This is a genomic window from Agrobacterium sp. S7/73 (assembly GCF_019355535.1).
Lineage (GTDB): Bacteria > Pseudomonadota > Alphaproteobacteria > Rhizobiales > Rhizobiaceae > Agrobacterium > Agrobacterium tumefaciens.
Window position 1 is genome coordinate 210,480 of record NZ_CP072138.1, and the last position, 15,603, is coordinate 226,082.

16 protein-coding genes and 1 pseudogene are annotated in these 15,603 nt (G+C 58.0%); 8 read left to right on the forward strand and 9 right to left on the reverse strand.

The features are described from left to right. Positions 1-91: 91 nt before the first annotated feature. The gene (locus J5276_RS25465) at positions 92-847 is read right to left on the reverse strand and encodes an SDR family oxidoreductase (RefSeq protein ID WP_209159852.1); all 756 of its coding nucleotides are present in this window, start codon (positions 845-847) and stop codon (positions 92-94) included. 113 nt (positions 848-960) lie between these two features. Here J5276_RS25465 and J5276_RS25470 point away from each other — a divergent pair, with 113 nt between their 5' ends. Further along, positions 961-1,557 carry a TetR/AcrR family transcriptional regulator gene (locus J5276_RS25470; RefSeq protein WP_209159853.1) on the forward strand — a complete coding sequence of 199 codons (597 nt, stop codon included), beginning with the start codon at positions 961-963 and terminating at the stop codon, positions 1,555-1,557. Positions 1,558-1,901: 344 nt separating this feature from the next. On the opposite strand, the gene J5276_RS25475 is transcribed toward J5276_RS25470, so the two are convergent. Together J5276_RS25475 and J5276_RS25480 are read right to left on the reverse strand one after the other, a co-directional pair. Beyond that, positions 1,902-2,306, reverse strand: coding sequence for a RidA family protein (locus J5276_RS25475; protein ID WP_209159854.1), 405 nt, complete (start codon positions 2,304-2,306; stop codon positions 1,902-1,904). Between the two features lie 12 nt (positions 2,307-2,318). Continuing rightward, entirely contained in the window at positions 2,319-3,758 is a 1,440-nt protein-coding gene (locus tag J5276_RS25480; RefSeq protein WP_209159855.1) for an FAD-dependent oxidoreductase, read from the reverse strand. Between the two features lie 75 nt (positions 3,759-3,833). Here J5276_RS25480 and J5276_RS25485 point away from each other — a divergent pair, with 75 nt between their 5' ends. Continuing rightward, positions 3,834-4,448 (forward strand): TetR/AcrR family transcriptional regulator C-terminal domain-containing protein, encoded by a 615-nt coding sequence (locus J5276_RS25485; RefSeq protein WP_209159856.1) that lies wholly within the window; start codon positions 3,834-3,836, stop codon positions 4,446-4,448. 35 nt (positions 4,449-4,483) lie between these two features. Here J5276_RS25485 and J5276_RS25490 read toward each other — a convergent pair whose 3' ends face one another. After that, entirely contained in the window at positions 4,484-5,341 is an 858-nt protein-coding gene (locus tag J5276_RS25490; protein ID WP_209159857.1) for a LysR substrate-binding domain-containing protein, read from the reverse strand. An 87-nt stretch (positions 5,342-5,428) separates the two neighbouring features. Here J5276_RS25490 and J5276_RS25495 point away from each other — a divergent pair, with 87 nt between their 5' ends. Continuing rightward, on the forward strand, positions 5,429-6,136 hold the full coding sequence (locus tag J5276_RS25495; protein ID WP_209159858.1) for a haloacid dehalogenase type II: 708 nt from the start codon (positions 5,429-5,431) through the stop codon (positions 6,134-6,136). A gap of 10 nt (positions 6,137-6,146) precedes the next feature. After that, positions 6,147-6,938 carry an aldolase gene (locus tag J5276_RS25500; RefSeq protein ID WP_209159859.1) on the forward strand — a complete coding sequence of 264 codons (792 nt, stop codon included), beginning with the start codon at positions 6,147-6,149 and terminating at the stop codon, positions 6,936-6,938. 55 nt (positions 6,939-6,993) lie between these two features. On the opposite strand, the gene J5276_RS25505 is transcribed toward J5276_RS25500, so the two are convergent. Then, complete coding sequence (locus J5276_RS25505) at positions 6,994-7,914, reverse strand: LysR substrate-binding domain-containing protein (RefSeq protein ID WP_209159860.1); 921 nt, start codon at positions 7,912-7,914, stop codon at positions 6,994-6,996. A 97-nt stretch (positions 7,915-8,011) separates the two neighbouring features. Here J5276_RS25505 and J5276_RS25510 point away from each other — a divergent pair. Together J5276_RS25510 and J5276_RS25515 are read left to right on the forward strand one after the other, a co-directional pair. Further along, a pseudogene (locus tag J5276_RS25510) lies at positions 8,012-8,344 on the forward strand (SDR family NAD(P)-dependent oxidoreductase); the annotation flags it as partial. A 75-nt stretch (positions 8,345-8,419) separates the two neighbouring features. Next, positions 8,420-9,418, forward strand: coding sequence for an IS5 family transposase (locus tag J5276_RS25515; protein WP_209159861.1), 999 nt, complete (start codon positions 8,420-8,422; stop codon positions 9,416-9,418). A gap of 130 nt (positions 9,419-9,548) precedes the next feature. On the opposite strand, the gene J5276_RS25520 is transcribed toward J5276_RS25515, so the two are convergent. The 3 genes from J5276_RS25520 to J5276_RS25530 all read right to left on the reverse strand — a co-directional run bounded on the left by J5276_RS25520 (position 9,549) and on the right by J5276_RS25530 (position 12,311). Further along, on the reverse strand, positions 9,549-9,794 hold the full coding sequence (locus J5276_RS25520; RefSeq protein ID WP_209159862.1) for a hypothetical protein: 246 nt from the start codon (positions 9,792-9,794) through the stop codon (positions 9,549-9,551). 70 nt (positions 9,795-9,864) lie between these two features. Further along, entirely contained in the window at positions 9,865-10,176 is a 312-nt protein-coding gene (locus J5276_RS25525; protein ID WP_209159863.1) for a hypothetical protein, read from the reverse strand. Next, positions 10,173-12,311, reverse strand: a complete 2,139-nt coding sequence (locus tag J5276_RS25530) for a prolyl oligopeptidase family protein (RefSeq protein ID WP_219256755.1) — start codon at positions 12,309-12,311, stop codon at positions 10,173-10,175. The genes J5276_RS25525 and J5276_RS25530 overlap by 4 nt, the downstream gene beginning before the upstream one ends. 179 nt (positions 12,312-12,490) lie before the next feature. On the opposite strand from J5276_RS25530, the gene J5276_RS25535 reads away from it, so the two are divergent. Then, entirely contained in the window at positions 12,491-13,117 is a 627-nt protein-coding gene (locus tag J5276_RS25535; RefSeq protein ID WP_192939909.1) for a TetR/AcrR family transcriptional regulator, read from the forward strand. A gap of 323 nt (positions 13,118-13,440) precedes the next feature. Here J5276_RS25535 and J5276_RS25540 read toward each other — a convergent pair whose 3' ends face one another. Further along, the gene (locus tag J5276_RS25540; protein WP_209159864.1) at positions 13,441-14,349 is read right to left on the reverse strand and encodes a nucleotidyltransferase and HEPN domain-containing protein; all 909 of its coding nucleotides are present in this window, start codon (positions 14,347-14,349) and stop codon (positions 13,441-13,443) included. Positions 14,350-14,599: 250 nt separating this feature from the next. Between J5276_RS25540 and J5276_RS25545 the strand changes: the two genes are divergently transcribed. After that, positions 14,600-15,586, forward strand: a complete 987-nt coding sequence (locus J5276_RS25545; RefSeq protein ID WP_209159879.1) for an alpha/beta hydrolase — start codon at positions 14,600-14,602, stop codon at positions 15,584-15,586. Positions 15,587-15,603 lie beyond the last annotated feature (17 nt).

Consider the following 15,603-nt stretch of genomic DNA (forward strand, 5'->3'; position numbering starts at 1 on the left):
CTTCGCGAGGCCCGGCACCTCAGCCGGACCAGCCACCGGTCGGTGTGGTCAATTTTATTGCTTGCAGTGACCAGCTCCATTACCCAATGCTTTAACTCGGGTCCTGCCAGGCGGACAGCATTGCCAAGGCTGCTTCGTAGTTACCAGCAGCTTCGGCATTGCGGAGATATTTGGCCCGCTCCACAATTATTTCCCGGGGTGTGGGTTCACCATGCAAAAGCTCGAGCGTCTCGTTGAGGAAGTCTTCCAGAGGCATAGCATGCTCGTCGATTTCATCGCCGAACAACGTCGTTTGTACACCAGGCGGCGCCAGTTCAACCACGCGTACGGAGGTGTTGGCGAGTTGCACGCGCAAGCCTTCGGTGAACGAGTGAACCGCTGCCTTGGTGGCGCTATATGTCATCGCTATGGGGAATGGAACAAATGCCAATGCTGAGCTGACATTGATGAGGACACTGTCTTTCTGTTTTGCAAGTTGCGGCAAGAAAGCGTAGCTCATCCGAATGGTGCCTAAGAGGTTGATCGCGACGGTCTCTTCTGCAGCCCTAAGTGAACCGGGAGTCATCGCATCTTCGCGCAGCATGATGCCCGCGTTGTTAATCACGACATTTAGGTCGGGATAACGCGCGGCTAATAACTCACTTGCCCGGGCAATGGACGTAGCATCGGCTACATCGAGCTCAATAGCCTCGATGCCCGGATGATTGGCCGCGATCTGCTCCAGCAACGCTTTGCGCCGCCCGGCGACGACAACCTTGTTGCCCGCCTCGTGAAATCGCAGCGCTAGACCAAGTCCTATGCCCGCGGTGGAACCGGTGATAAGGATGGTATTGCCAGACCGCTTCATGTGCTTCTCCAGATTGTTGGGGCGGGTAAAATTGAAACGGACAATTGTCCGCAAGCCGTGATATTAACGGACAGTTGTCCACTTAGCAAGATACGCTTCGAGAAGGAGCAGAAATGGAAGAGTCACAAAAGGTTGAGCGTCGTTCGCGTGCTGACGCATTACTGAACCGCGAGCGCATCTTGGAGGTCGCGTTGGCGGAGCTGCCTTATTCTGCAGACGTTCCCCTAAGCGTGATCGCTAGGAAGGCTGGCGTAGGACAAGGGACCTTCTATCGACACTTTCCGACGCGAGAGGCACTGGTGATGGAGGTCTATCGCTATGAGATGTTGCAGGTTGCAAAATACGCCGAACATCTGCTTCAGAGCCGCCCGCCTGACCTAGCTTTGCGTGAGTGGATGGCTCGTCTTGCCGAGTACGCCATGACCAAGGCTGGCCTGGCCGATGCAATACGCGAGATGTCGAGTTTGGGGGACTGTGCAGGAAAGGAGAGTTATGCCCCGGTGGTCGCTGCAGCCCAGTCCTTACTTGATGCAAATGAGAAGGCGGGCACGATTCGCCCCGGCATCACCGCTGATGACTTTTTTCTGGCCATTGCCGGTATTTGGCAGATCAACTTCAACGATGAGTGGAAACCCCGGTTGGGTTGGCTGATGGACTTTGTTATGGAAGGACTACGCGCCGGCGCGCCGGCACGGCGTGCCTCCGCGTAAGTTGTTAAGACCATTCGATTACACGGGCTGGTGATAAGCGGTTAGTAAAACCGATAACAGCAGGAGTGCAGGAGCTTAAATGAGGATGCGACGATGGACACACGTTGCCACGCTCCTAAGGCTAAAGCCTACTTCATGCACCTTCGGAATGCTCTGATGGAATGGGCATATCGATACGTTGAAGGTGAAAAGTAGAAATTTTCAGTGATTTCCGTTGTCGAGAGGCGGGTTGTTGGGTCTTATCCCTTCAAGGCGTGGTGGTCGCACGATCTGCCCGGCGTTCATGGAATGAGACGCAGGCGTCCGGCGTCCCGGACGCTCCGCGTCTCAGAATGCCTTATGCGTTATGGCAGGGCGACCAGAACCTCTATTTCGACAAGCCATTCGGGCATGGCAAGTGCTTCAACACCGATCCAGGTACTTGCACAAACGGGCCATTTGTCGCCGAATATGTCTGAGCCCGCACCGAAGAGCGCCGGAACGAGATCCGGAGTATGCCGGACCACGTAGAGCCTCATTTGCAAGATGTCTTTCGGATGCGCTTTTATGGCCGCGAGGGCGTCGAGGACATTCCCGAAGCATTGCCTTGCCTGGGCGGAGTGATCGTTTCCACCAATGAGTTGACCTGCCCTGTCGACCGCGACCTGGCCCGAGACGGCGGCAAGACGCGCGCCGGGCGGGGTTATGGCGATTTGTGCGATCAGGTGCGAGAAGGCATCGGTCAGGGAGGAAGGGTTAAGAGTCTCCATCGATGCTCTCCCTTATTCCTGATCGATAGCCGCGGCATAACCGTCGGGCCTGACCAACAGCGCCCGGACGCCGCGAAGGGCCGCATGGTCGGATGGATTTGCCGACAGGGATTTGACGCTGCTGGATCGCAACCATTCCGGGCCGGCAACCGATGCGCCTGGTTTGAAGGAAATGTGAAGCCAACGTCCTTCGACCAGCAGGCTGTAGAGCGACATCGATGCGCCGTCCTTGCCGACAAGTTCGATATCGGGAACGCGCACTCCTGCTGCCAATCGTCCGGCAGCAACGGCCGCCTTTGCATAGTGGCCATAGGCGACGTCAAAGCCGGAAAGCTCGCCGGCAAGACGATGATTGACCGCGGGAATTTTCAGGAGTTCGTTCAGCGTCTCGCGCAAGGCAAGGGTCGCCGGATCGAACCGGGTGACGAGCGCGACCTGCCCCAGGGTATTGGTGTAGAGAATTTGTCCTATCGGACGCCGTTCCTCGTCATAGGTATCAAGCAGTTTGTCGGACGCTTCGCCCTTCACGACTGCGGCCAGTTTCCAGCCGAGGTTCAATGCGTCCTGCAGTCCGACATTCATGCCCTGTCCGCCCATGGGGGCGTGGATATGGGCGGCATCGCCGGCGAGCAGGATGCGGCCCTTGCGATAGGTTCCGGCAAGGCGCGTCTCATCGGCGAAACGCGAAAGCCAGATCGGGTCGCGAGGCTGATAGTCCTCGCCGATAATGCGCGCGGTCGGTCCCGCTACCTCTTCCAGAGTGACCGGTTCGGTTCGCGGCACATGGGTCCTCTGCGGATCCACGAGCACGATGCGGTGGTGTTTGCCGTCACCGAGAGGCGCGATCATCACCGAGCCATGCTCATTGGTGACCGACACGACGGGTTTTGCCGGTGGCGAGGCAAGAACTACGTCTGCGAGCATGAGTGAATTGCGGGCTTCTGCTCCCTCATATGAGATGCCAGCCTGTTCCCGCACGATGCTGCGAGCGCCATCCGCTCCCACCACATAGGAGCCGAAAAACTCTCCGCCGTCGGTAGAGATGTGCACGCGGTTTCCGTCGTCCAGAATTCCGGTTGCTGTCACGCCCCGCACGATGACGACACCTAGTTCAATCGCACGTTCTTCCAGACGCTCCTCGGTCACGGCCTGCGGAATAAACAGCGTGTAAGGGAAGCGGGTGTCGAAGGGTGAGAAATCCAGCCGCGTATCGAGGACCCCATAGTGGCCGGTCGGGATCGGCTTGCCGGCGCTCAGGAAGCGATCGGCAAGGCCACGCAGGGCAAATACCTCCAGTGAACGCCCATGGATGGTGAGCGCACGCGACTGCGCCGTCCGCTCCGTTCGCCGCTCGAGAACGGCGACATCCACACCGGCAAGCTTCAGTTCGCATGCCAGCCACAGGCCGACAGGGCCTGCGCCGACAACAACAACATCATAATCCATTTTCATCAGAAGCGCTCCAATCTAACGTTGCTAGATTTGCCTAACAGTGTTAGAGAGTCAACAGTAATACTGGAGACGGACATGCGCATTGTGAAAACCGAAGTCATCGCGACGGCTCTCAAGCTGCTCGATGAGGTCGGCATGGAGGGGTTGACGATGCGTAAGCTGGCAGACGCCTTGAACATTCAGGCGCCGTCGCTCTACTGGCATTTTGCCAACAAGGATGCCTTGCTCGAGGGAATGGCGGATGCGCTGATGGAGCCGGTCGCCGTAAGCAATCCGGAAGGCGAGGCATGGGACGCGAGGCTTGGGCGCGTGGCCTCCGAAGTGCGCGACGCCCTGCTGTCGCGCCGCGATGCGGCACGTGTTTTCGCCGGCACCTATCCCTTATCCGATAACGTGCTGCGCGTCGGCTCGCTTCTGATCGGCTCTCTCCAGCAAGCCGGTACTGACGACCGCAGCGCAAGCTGGGGTGCATTCACACTGGTCTATTTTGTGATTGGCTTCGTTATCGAGGAACAGAGTCTTGGGGGCAAAAAGGAACCAGCAGGTCAGGAGGAGAACTCCCGGGCAGCAAGATTTCCTCTGGCTGCAATAGCGATGCGTGAGATTGCCGGAGCCAATGCCGATCAACGTTTTGCGTTTGGGCTCGATCTCCAGATCGCAGGCTTGAAGGCAGCGCTTCGTCTTACCTGAGACGTTGGCGAGGTCAAAGCGCACCTTTGAGAAGACTACGACCCGAGGCTATCCGCCAGAAATTGGCCGACGGACTGGGCTTCTGCAGAGAGGCTCGCCCGTCCTTTCACCAGCGCCATCTCGGACGCGGGCTGATCACCAAACCCATCCAGCGGGCCGAGCTTCCGGTGTTCGGGAAGCACCGCATCGGAAGGCAACAGACTGATCCCGAGACCGGAAGCGACCGCTGCCTGCACACCCATCAGACCCTGGCTAGTATAGGCGATCCGCCAGCGGCGACCACTGCGCTCGATCGCACGGATGGCACGATCCCGGTAAATGCAGCCGACGGGAAACACCGCAAGTGGGACCGGATCCGTCTCGACTGGACGGGTGGTGCTTTCCACCCAGATCAGCTCCTCCTTCCAACTCGCCAGACATGCCCCATCGCCAGGCTCGCGCTTGATCAGCGCCAGATCGATCTCGCCCATATCCAGCAGGCGTCGAAGCTCGGTGCTCCAGCCGCTGACCGTGTCGAGCCTGATATGTGGAGACGCCGCAGAAAATCCCGACAGCAGATCGATAAGCCGCCGCCCGGCAAAATCTTCCGGCACGCCAAGACGGACAGTGCGCGGAGCTGAAGGCCTCCGCATGACCTCGGCGGCCTCATCCGCCACGGCGAGTAATTTACGCGCATAGCTCAGCAGCAACTCGCCGGCCTCAGTCGTTTCAACAGTTCCGGTCGACTTGTCCCGACGCAGCAACGAGGTGCCCAAATTGACCTCCAGCTTCTTGATCTGCTGGCTCACCGTCGATTGCGTCAGGTGTACCCGTTCGGCCGCCTTGGTAAAGCCGCTGCAATCGACGACTGCAGCAAAGGTTTTCAGAAGATCCAGATCGAAGCCGAAGCCCATTTGATTTCTCGATGATGATGATGAGAAGATTTAATTTCTCAATCCATCCAGGTTTTGTCAAGCTCGGGAAAATCAAGGAGAAGACACATGACCCTGACTGGACCCAAGCCGACCTGGCTGACCTTTGATTGCTATGGAACCCTGATTCAGTGGGACGAAGGGCTGCTTGCTGCAATGGACAGAATACTGTCCGCAAAAGGTGGCGATATCGACCAGAAGGCCTTCATCTCGATCTACGACCACCATGAGCATGCGCTGGAGGAGGAGCGTCCGCACCGCACGTTTGCCGAGGTCAGCGCGCTTGCGCTGGAACGGGCGATGATTGAATTCGGCCTACCGTTTGAGGTAGCGGATGCCGAAATCCTGACCTCATCGATCGGCCAGATGCCGCCGTTTCCGGAGGTCGTGACAACCCTTGGAAAGTTGAAAGATGCAGGTTTCCGCCTGGCGATCATCTCCAATACTGATGATGCCATCATTGCTGGAAACGTGGCCCAACTTGGTGGCCACATCGACCGCGTCATCACTGCGGAACAGGCCGGTGCCTATAAGCCATCCAGCCAGATCTTCCATCATGCCTGGGAAAGCCTCGGCATCAGCATGGAGGATCTGGTGCATATCTGCGCCAGCCCGCATCTTGATCTTGCCGCAGCGCGTGAGCTTGGCTTTCGTACTGTCTGGATCGATCGTGGCACGGGCCGCAAACCACTCGCTGACTATCACCCGAATGAAATCGTCCCGACGCTCGACAAGGTACCAGCCATCCTTGCCGCAGCAGGCTGGATGGAGCGATAAGGAGACCAACATGGCGCATGAGCTGAATGTTTCGAAGACAAACCAGACTCTTCGGCACAATCTCCCGCTGGATACTGACGAGATATGGCAGGCACGTGTCGATCTTGCCGCCTGCCTTCGCATGGCTGCTCGCCTGGGTCTTGAAGAGGGAATCTGCAATCATTTCTCGGCCGTCGTGCCCGGCCATCCCGACCTCTTCATCGTCAACCGCCTCGGATGGGCGTTTCTGGAGGCGACTGCCTCTTCATTGCTGATCTGCGATTTCGAGGGCAATGTGGTTGCCGGGGATGGCGTTCCGGAAGCAACCGCTTTTTACATCCATGCGCGCCTGCACAAGATGGCACCTCGGGTGGGGGCTGCGTTTCACACTCATATGCCGAATGCAACCGCTCTCAGCATGGTGGAGGGTGAGCCATTGGTCTGGGCAGGCCAGACGGCACTCAAGTTCTATGGCCGCGTGGCTGTTGACGAGAACTATAATGGTCTTGCTCTGGACGAAAGCGAAGGCGATAGGATCGCCTCCGTCCTCGGCGACAAGGACATCCTGTTCATGAAAAACCATGGCGTCATGGTCTGTGCACCCAACATCGCCGAAGCCTGGGACGATCTCTACTATCTCGAGCGTGCTGCCGAAGTTCAGTTGAAGGCAATGGGCTCGGGCCGCAAACTTCTGCCGGTCGTGCCTGCTGTCGCGGCTGAAGCGGCGCGGCAGATGCGCGAAGGGGACCCGGAAAGTGCCAGGATGCATCTGGAGAGCATCCGGCGGGTCCTCGACCGGCAGGCGCCAGAGTATCGCGATTGATGGAATAGGAAAAGGCGAAAGGTTTGGCATTCGCCTTTCCCATATTCCGTCCGGGTCAGGACGTCCCTTTCAGTTGCGCTGAATCACCCAGTGTCACGACCATATGTTCGATGAAGGCACGAACGCGGTGGGGCAGGGGACCTCCGCCGACATAGACGGCATGTACCAGTTCAAGATCGCCTGGATTGAAGTCTTCGAGCAACGGGACCAACCGTCCCGCCGCAATGTCGTCCGCGACGTGAAACAGGCCCACCCGGGCAATGCCGGCGCCAGCCAGCACCATCTGCTTCATGGTCTCGCCGTTGTTGACGACGATACTGCCTTGGACCGGCTGAGCGACGTCTCGACCGTCTGCGCGAAACGGCCAGGAGGGCCGTGCGCGTCGGAAGTTGAACGTCAGGCAGTCGTGTTGTCCAAGATCCGCCGGCGTTTCAGGCGAACCCCTGCGCGTCAGATAGTCGGGTGAAGCGCAGATCACGCGCCTGCTCTGCCCCAGTTTGCGGGCGATCAGGCCGCTGTCCGGCAGATTGCCCATGCGAATGGCGACATCGGTCTTTTCCGCCACCAGATCGACAATCCCGTCGGTGAAGGAGAGGTCAACGATCAGGTCAGGATTTCGGGCGATGAATTCCGGGATGGCCGGTGCAACGAACATCGTGCCGAACGGTATTGTGGTGTTGATCCGCAGCCGCCCACGGACTGCGCCACCTGCTGCTTCCTGGTCCGCCTCGTTCAGTTCCTGCAGAATCCGAAGCGCGGCATGATGATAGGCCTCGCCTTCTTCCGTGAGTGTCAGGGCACGGGTGGTTCGCACCAGCAGGCGAGTTCCGAGCCTCGTTTCCAGGCGTGCGATCAACTTGCTGACCGCCGATGGCGTGATGTCGAGGTTGCGAGCCGCGGCGGAGAATCCTCCGTCCTGAACGACGCGGGTAAACACTTCCATTTCTCCCGAACGTTCCATCAGGATGCGCGGCATTGATGATCCTCATTCACAGGTGCATGTCTTCTGTGGGCAATAGTACGTCCGACTTTCAAATCATAAATTGTCTTCAGCATCAATCTGGAGACACGCAATGGACCTTCAACTGAACGGAAAGACTGCCCTCGTGACCGGTGCCACTGCCGGCATTGGCCTCGAAATCGCCCGTACGCTCGCCACAGAAGGAGCGCGCGTCGTCATCACGGGCCGGAACCGCGCCAAGCTCGACAGCGCGATCGCTTCCGTCAAGGCATCGGGCGGATCGGATATCTCCGGAATTCTTGCGGACGCCGCCATCGCCTCGGGTGCGGCGATCATCGCGAAGGCCGAACCGTCGACCGATATCCTCGTCAACAATCTCGGCATCTACGAGAGCAAGGCCTTCGGCGACATCACCGACGCCGATTGGAGCCATCTGTTCGACGTAGCGTTGGTGCATGAATTATAATTCAACGATTTCTGCTTATCCGATTGCGGTCGAAACCAGCTTGATTGATCCAGCATGCCGCACAAACATAACGCCTCCCGCCGCCATCACATCGGTAAGATGAAGTTCAAAGTGACGAACTGGGCGGAGTATGAGGCGGGCCTTCGCCGCCGTGGCAGCATGGATCTTTGGATAACGCCGGATGCTCTGGCGGGCTGGGCAGCCCCACGTCGCAAGACGCGTGGTGGCCAGCCTCTCTATTCGGATCTGGCGATCGAAACTACTCTGATGCTGGGCATGGTGTTTGGGCTGCGTTTGCGCCAGAGCGAAGGCCTGCTGAGTTCGGTGCTGGACATGATGGGATTGAATTTGCCTGTGCCCGATCACACCACGCTGAGCCGACGCGCCAGAACCTGGAAGCCATCGGGCAGAGGCAACGACCGGCCGCATGTGGCGGACGGACCCATTCATGTTCTGGTCGACAGTACTGGGCTCAAGGTCTATGGCGCCGGCCAATGGCTGGAAGAAAAGCATGGCGTAAAGACCCGGCGTGGCTGGCGAAAACTGCACTTGGCCGTTGACGCCGACAGCGGCGAAATCCTTGCACATTGTCTGACAGATCAGGAAACAGGGGATGCCTCGCAACTGGAGCAATTGCTGGATCAGATCGGCGATGAGATCAGCCAGTTCACTGCGGATGGAGCCTATGATGGCGCTCCCACCTATGACGTTGTCCTGCGTCACAGCCCAGGCGCAAGGGTAGTCGTTCCACCGCGCTCGAATGCGGTTGAAACGCCCAACGCACGGGAGTCCTGCCAGAGACACGATCACATCGCATCCATGCAGGCAGCTGGTCGGCTGAAATGGCAGGCATCCACCAGCTATGGCAAAAGAGCTTTGGTTGAAACCGCGATGGGTCGATACAAGGGCGTGATCGGTCCGCGGCTCCGCGCTCGATCATTCCTCGCTCAACAGACTGAAGCCGCGATCGGCGTGGCCACCCTCAACCGAATGCTTGCCTGTGGACGCCCGAAATCCGTTCGTTGCCAAGTCTTAACGGCAGCAGCCAAATAACCGGCCTATCAAAGACAGACTTCCGCGTGCTTGCTGATCCCCGCACCAACGCCGCGCTAACTGGCTCGATGGAAAGCGATGTTGCCGTTTTACTACCCGAAAACGCCAGTAAGGTCTCACAATTGGTCGATCACGATCCCGGCGGCTGAACAAGCTTGGCTGCAAAGCCTCGCGTTCTTTCGGCAAAGTCGAGCTCCAGCTCCGATTGGGGATTGAGGCGCGTGATGTAGTCCTCGATCCCCGCCATTGCTCGGTCCCTGAGACCTGAATCCGTCTGGCTTGCATGCTCTACCAGAGCCCGGATAACCGTATCGAGTGCAAGCTTGCGTGCGCCCTCGGCCGTGCCAAACCTGTTCGGCTTCTCGTCTATCGCCATTTGGTCTTTCCTTCCCTCTTGTAACATTCCGGTTGTCCCGAGCATTTTCCTCGTTTGTAAAGCAGAACTTCTAGTATTCGCCCCGCTTTCGTCTGATCTCCCGGAGCATTCTGAGATTTTCACGCGCCTGCTGCGCATTGATCAGGGCTCTTTCCTGGTTCATCAGTTGTTGACGATCGCTATCGAATTGTTGCTGGTTCATGCACCCGGCATAGTGCCGCGAGCCGTGGCAGGCACGACTGTCCTCAAAGTGCTGGTCTTGAGGGGATGTGCATCCTGCAACGATCAGTAATAGAAATCCGCCTCCACAGGTCGTGGCGAGCGCCTTGAGCATGGATGTGTTGGGTATCGTCATCTTGTCCTTCTCCAGTTGATCGGTCATTTCGCGGGCTTGAGTGTCAAGCCTGTCCAATAGGCGGCAAATGAATAAAGGTCGGCAGTCTGCGCGATCAGCTTGTCGACCGGCAGCCCGCTCCCATGCCCTGCACGCGTTTCGATGCGCACCAGGCGCGGCTTGGGACCGAGGTCGGCCGCCTGCAGCGCTGCGATGTATTTGAAGGTGTGAGCGGGAACGACGCGATCGTCGGCATCCGCCGTGGTGGCGAGGATCGCGGGATAGTTCTGGCCCGTCCTGATCGTGTGATAGGGCGAGTAGGTCAGGAGGTTGCGAAAAGATGCCTCGTCCGCGGGGTCGCCATATTCGCCTCTCCACAGCGCCCCGCCGGTAAACTTGTCATAGCGGAGCATATCCATGACCCCCACCCCCGGCAGCGCAACATCGAACAGGTCCGGGCGCTGGTTGGTGACCGCGCCGACAAGCAGGCCACCGGCGGATTCGCCCTGGATGGCCAGTCCCTTCGGTGTTGTGATGCCTGATCGCTTCAAAAACTCGGCGGCGGCAATGAAGTCGTCGAAGGCGTTCTGCTTGTTTTTAAGTTGACCCGCGCGGTGCCAGGCCTGGCCATATTCTCCGCCCCCGCGGATATTGGCGATCGCCAGCACCCCGCCCTGCTCCACCCACGAAAGTTGCAAGGGGTTGTAAAAAGGAGTCTGACTGATGCCGAACCCTCCATAGCCATAGAGAAGGGTGGGCGCCGGTCGGGTCACATCCTTGCGCCGGATTATGAACATCGGCACTTCCGTGTTGTCCTTTGAACGATAGAAGCGTTGCTCCACACGGACGTTGCTGAGGTCGATGGGCACTTTCGGCTCCGCCCAGGGTGTCACTGCCCTGGAGGCCAGGTCGTAGTGATAGATCGAGATTGGCGCGTCGTAGCTGGTAAAGACGAAGAAGGCCTGCCCGGCATTGCCTTCCAGAAATCGGGCGCTTCCGGGACCTGGCAGCTTCACGGTGCCATCCGGCCGTCCATCGAGGGTGAAGCGTCGCACGTCTGACTTGACGTCGATCCGATAATTCACCAGCAATCTGTCTCCGGCAAGAACCGCGCTGTCCACGACCGCGCCATCGGCAGCCTCGGCGATAACCTCCTTTGGCTTGGGATTGTCCTGGGCAAGATCGAGCGAGACGATGCGCACGCGCTCGGCCCCTTGCGTCGTGGCGAGCAACAACCTTTGCCCATGATTGCCGATCACAAACCAAGCCGAATCCATGTCCGTGATGACAGTGCGCGGCGTCCATTTCTCGGAGGCAAGATCGACAACGGTCAGGGCGCTTTCATTGGTCCCTGGCGTCGATGAGATGGTGAGGTAGCGCCCGCCCGAAACTCTGTCCGCCCCGTGCAACAGTTCGGGGCGCTCTGGAGTGGCATAGATCAGCCGATCATCTGTCTGGTCCGTTCCAATGCGGTGGAAATAGACGGCGTGGTTGGCGACAACAGCAAGACCCGCATCACCCTCTGGCTTTGGAACGCGGGAGTAGAAGAAGCCCGATCCATCGGGCGCCCAGGTGATGCCCGTAAAACGTCCCCATTCAACGACATCGTCACGTATCTTGCCGGTGTCGACATCAAGCACCCGTATGGTCCGCCAGTCGGTACCACCTTTCTGCGTCGCGAATGCCACGAGGCGACCATCGTCTGACGCGCTCCATCCGCCCAGCGCCTCGTTCCCGTCTTCCGACAAGATTTTCGGATCGATGAGAACACGGCTGTCCCCGAAGACACCTTCTCGCACATAGAGCGATGGCTGGTTCTCATTGCCCTTGATGACATTGAAGAAGTAGCGGTCTCCCCGCTTGCGCGGAACGGTGTAGCGATCGTAATCCAGCAACTCAGTCATCCGCTTGCGCAAGTGGTCGCGCCCTGGAAGCGCGTCGAGATAGGATCGCGTCACGACGTTCTGCGCCTTGATCCAGGATTGAACATCGGAATCCTCGGACGCCTTGTTTTCCAGCCAACGATAGGGGTCGACGATCGTCCGACCGAAATGCTGTTCGGTCACATCAACACGCCTAGTTTCCGGATAGGAGGGTTTCGGCACCTCGCCGGCCATAGGGTCAGCGGAATGAGCATCCACGCAAGCGAGAAGAAGGGCGATGGCGGCTGTAGGGGTTCGCATTTGCAACTCCGATAAAGACAGGATGAATATCGTTCATGCAAAAATTAATAATGGCACTAAGTGTCATTATTGTGACCTTGCGCAGGGAAGTGGAGCGGGCCGACTTGATCGGCTTTCCTATGGATAAGTCATTGAATATCACTTATATTTGTACCAATAGCGATATCGGGGGGCGATGGATGAGCAGAACGATAGCGGAAAATGCCCATATTGAAGTGGCGCGAAGTGCCGCCCGCTTGTTTCTTCAAAAAGGCGTTGCCGACACGACAGGCGACGAGATCGCCGAGGCTGCAGGGATCTCGAAACGGACGCTCTGGCGTTATTTCCGCACCAAGGAAAGCTGCGTCGAACCGCTTTTCGCGCTTGCGTCACAGCGCCTTGCGGCGAGGCTTCGTAGCTGGCCAAGCGACACCTCGGTAGAGCAGTTTCTGGAGGCGACCTACGACATGAGCAAGATGGACGAACAGGAAATAAAGGACACCGGGCTCGTCATCCATCTCATCGCTCGTCTCGATGAGGAGCCAGCGCTTCTCGGCCCGTGGCACATGTCGACGCGAAACACGGAGGAGACGATGGCTGAGGTCATAGCCAGTCGACTCGACCTTTCGCCGCAGGATTATGACGTCATGCTCTGCGCCGCCACGGTCGCCGCAGCAATGCGCATCGTCGATGAGACCATCAGCCGAGGCGCGGTGAAATATGGACAGGTCCCCACCGTGGGGGAAACGAACGACCGCCTGGCGCAAGCGATCCGGCGCGCAAGCACGCTGCCATTCTGCGATCCCGTCACGCCAAGACCCAGGTGAAGGATAAGCAATCTAGGCTCGCTCCGACCGCGATCGGCTACCGCGACTTCACCTTTCGAGGCAAGCGAGCGTAAGTCTGCTTCGGGCCGAACTCGGACAGCAGCACCAAATGTCTGCGTTCGCCGTTCGGCACTCTGTAATCGGATAGTCCCCACACGGCGCCCGCTCCGAACATTATGAATGAACCAGATGCTTGATTTGCCCCGACTATCTGCCGGCACGCATCCGAAATAATAGCATGCCGGTGGTTCGACTCCATTCAAGAGCGAAACCGGCCAAAACCAGGCGGTTGTGCGGTCCCGGCAGCCGTTGCATCACCGCCGTCAGGACTTCGCTACCTGCTGCAGTTTGTTTATGTGCTCGCGGCAGAGCGCCTCGATAAGGTCGTGAAGTTCTGCGGTTCGCTCCTGAAGCCAGGCGAGTGCCTCTTCGGAAATTTCGAAACGCTTCGAATAGCGCGCTTTGACGTAGGCCTCATTGAGAATGTTGTACCATGCGGTAAACCGCTGATGGTCCCTCGGCCATATGTCGACAAGGCGGCGATCCCGATCCTCCGAAAGCCCGCGCAGGAATTTAAGGTTGTGAGACGCAGGCGAATAGTTGGTCAGTGTCAGGAGATAGCAGTTGTAGGCCGTTTCGACCGCCTGATGGAAATTGAATGCGGCGTGATTAGCTTGATTGTGGGTGATCGAATATAGCGCGAGCTCACGAAAGAATTTGGCGCTGTTAAGCTGGATACTAAAATGCTCTTCGGCCACTCTGAGCGCATTTTCAGGGCTGAGCGGCTTTGGCTCAGCCAATGGCCTGTCATCGAATTCGTAGAGAACAATACCCTCGCGAGCGATATCCACGAAGAAGGCCTGGCCGTCATGCAAGAAGTTGCTGATCTCGCGGGCGCCATGCATTATCAGACCGACGGGTGTTTCAATCTCCTTGTCCCACATTAGCCGGTCGGTCGCCTTGTCCCAGTATTTCGGGTCAGCCAGTTCCTTGTTGCTGACGATGACGAGGATGTCGAAATCTGATCGGTAGCCTTTCGATGTGTGCGGCTCGTCCACCCAGGTGCCACGAGCGTAAGAACCGAACAGGATGATTTTATAAATCCGCCCGTCTTTCTTGGCTTCGGACTTCGAGCGCTCCACAATGCCGGCGAACTCTTCGTGGATGATCCGGACGACCCTTTCCAGTTCGCGCTGCTTCGTCTGCGGAAGATGTCCGATATCCGTTTTCATAGCCTCACCATCGATTCTTCTGAACGGATATTCTAGACGTGATCGGGTGGCGATTGCTACTCCACATTGTTGTAGGGGTTGAGGGGCTAGGACGCCATTTTTCGGTTTAGGATCGAGGTCTGTCGGAATAAGAATACATGAACTACCTCCTGGTGGTCCAAGTTTCGTCCGCATCCCACCCCGCCAGAACCGTCAATATTCCATGCCGAAACACAGACATGTCGATATTCGACCAATGACAGAGCAAGAAATGAGCGATTTCACACGCAGCGCAGCCATCCCTTCACGGACAATTCACCCCCCACAGTCCATTAGCGTCGAAGCGCAAGCGTCACTGTCGCGCCTGGTCGACAAGGACGGCAGTCCCATCAATGCGCAGTATGAAATGCCCTCTCCGGAGGACTTCTCCGGCTGGATGAATATAAAAGCCGCAGTAGATGCGCATTACGCCGCCGCGGCAAAAGATCTTGCGGGGAGTTTGCACTCCACAGTCGAGACAATTGTAGTCGAACAAGCAACGATCCATGTCTCGACGCCGCACGGGCAATTTGATGATCGTGGCGCACTGATCGACCTGCATGGCGGCGCATTGGTGTTCGGAGGCGGTGAGGCCTGCCGTGTCAGTGCGCGTCGCCAGGCGCACCAGCATGTCGTTCGATGCTACGGCGTCGATTACCGGATGCCGCCTGAGCATCCCTATCCGGCCGCTCTTGATGACTGCCTGGCCACGTATCGCCATGTCTTGACTGGTCATTCGCCCGACAAGGTGGTCATCTTGGGTCGATCGGCAGGCGGCAATCTGGCGACCGCCATGCTGCTGCGGGCGAGAGATGAAGGCATGCCAATGCCCGGCAGATTAGTCTTGCTTTCGCCACAGGTTGACCTCACCGAATCGGGCGACAGTTTCCAAACAAACCAGATGATTGATCTCGTGTTGCCGCGCCCGCTCAGATCAAACAACCTGCTCTATGCTGGTGGTGCAGATCTTTCCAATCCCTATCTATCGCCGCTCTTCGGCGATTTGGCGGGCCTTCCGCCGACATTTTTGCAGACCGGCACGCGTGACCTGTTCCTATCGAACACGGTGAGGATGCATCGAGCCTTGCGAAAAGCTGGCGTAGAAACAGAATTGCACGTCTTTGAAGCCATGCCCCATGGTGGCTTCATGGGTGGGACACCGGAAGACCAGGAACTCGAAGCGGAAATCCACCGGTTCGTCATGGCAAACTGGAACTAAGGCCGGAAACCCACACA

Excerpts from the sequence above, each read along its gene's own strand:
- J5276_RS25465 (WP_209159852.1), bottom strand. The coding sequence starts at position 847 with ATGAAGCGGTCTGGCAATACCATCCTTATCACCGGTTCCACCGCGGGC.
- J5276_RS25470 (WP_209159853.1), top strand. The coding sequence starts at position 961 with ATGGAAGAGTCACAAAAGGTTGAGCGTCGTTCGCGTGCTGACGCATTA.
- J5276_RS25475 (WP_209159854.1), bottom strand. The coding sequence starts at position 2,306 with ATGGAGACTCTTAACCCTTCCTCCCTGACCGATGCCTTCTCGCACCTG.
- J5276_RS25480 (WP_209159855.1), bottom strand. The coding sequence starts at position 3,758 with ATGAAAATGGATTATGATGTTGTTGTTGTCGGCGCAGGCCCTGTCGGC.
- J5276_RS25485 (WP_209159856.1), top strand. The coding sequence starts at position 3,834 with ATGCGCATTGTGAAAACCGAAGTCATCGCGACGGCTCTCAAGCTGCTC.
- J5276_RS25490 (WP_209159857.1), bottom strand. The coding sequence starts at position 5,341 with ATGGGCTTCGGCTTCGATCTGGATCTTCTGAAAACCTTTGCTGCAGTC.
- J5276_RS25495 (WP_209159858.1), top strand. The coding sequence starts at position 5,429 with ATGACCCTGACTGGACCCAAGCCGACCTGGCTGACCTTTGATTGCTAT.
- J5276_RS25500 (WP_209159859.1), top strand. The coding sequence starts at position 6,147 with ATGGCGCATGAGCTGAATGTTTCGAAGACAAACCAGACTCTTCGGCAC.
- J5276_RS25505 (WP_209159860.1), bottom strand. The coding sequence starts at position 7,914 with ATGCCGCGCATCCTGATGGAACGTTCGGGAGAAATGGAAGTGTTTACC.
- J5276_RS25515 (WP_209159861.1), top strand. The coding sequence starts at position 8,420 with ATGCCGCACAAACATAACGCCTCCCGCCGCCATCACATCGGTAAGATG.
- J5276_RS25520 (WP_209159862.1), bottom strand. The coding sequence starts at position 9,794 with ATGGCGATAGACGAGAAGCCGAACAGGTTTGGCACGGCCGAGGGCGCA.
- J5276_RS25525 (WP_209159863.1), bottom strand. The coding sequence starts at position 10,176 with ATGACCGATCAACTGGAGAAGGACAAGATGACGATACCCAACACATCC.
- J5276_RS25530 (WP_219256755.1), bottom strand. The coding sequence starts at position 12,311 with ATGCGAACCCCTACAGCCGCCATCGCCCTTCTTCTCGCTTGCGTGGAT.
- J5276_RS25535 (WP_192939909.1), top strand. The coding sequence starts at position 12,491 with ATGAGCAGAACGATAGCGGAAAATGCCCATATTGAAGTGGCGCGAAGT.
- J5276_RS25540 (WP_209159864.1), bottom strand. The coding sequence starts at position 14,349 with ATGAAAACGGATATCGGACATCTTCCGCAGACGAAGCAGCGCGAACTG.
- J5276_RS25545 (WP_209159879.1), top strand. The coding sequence starts at position 14,600 with ATGAGCGATTTCACACGCAGCGCAGCCATCCCTTCACGGACAATTCAC.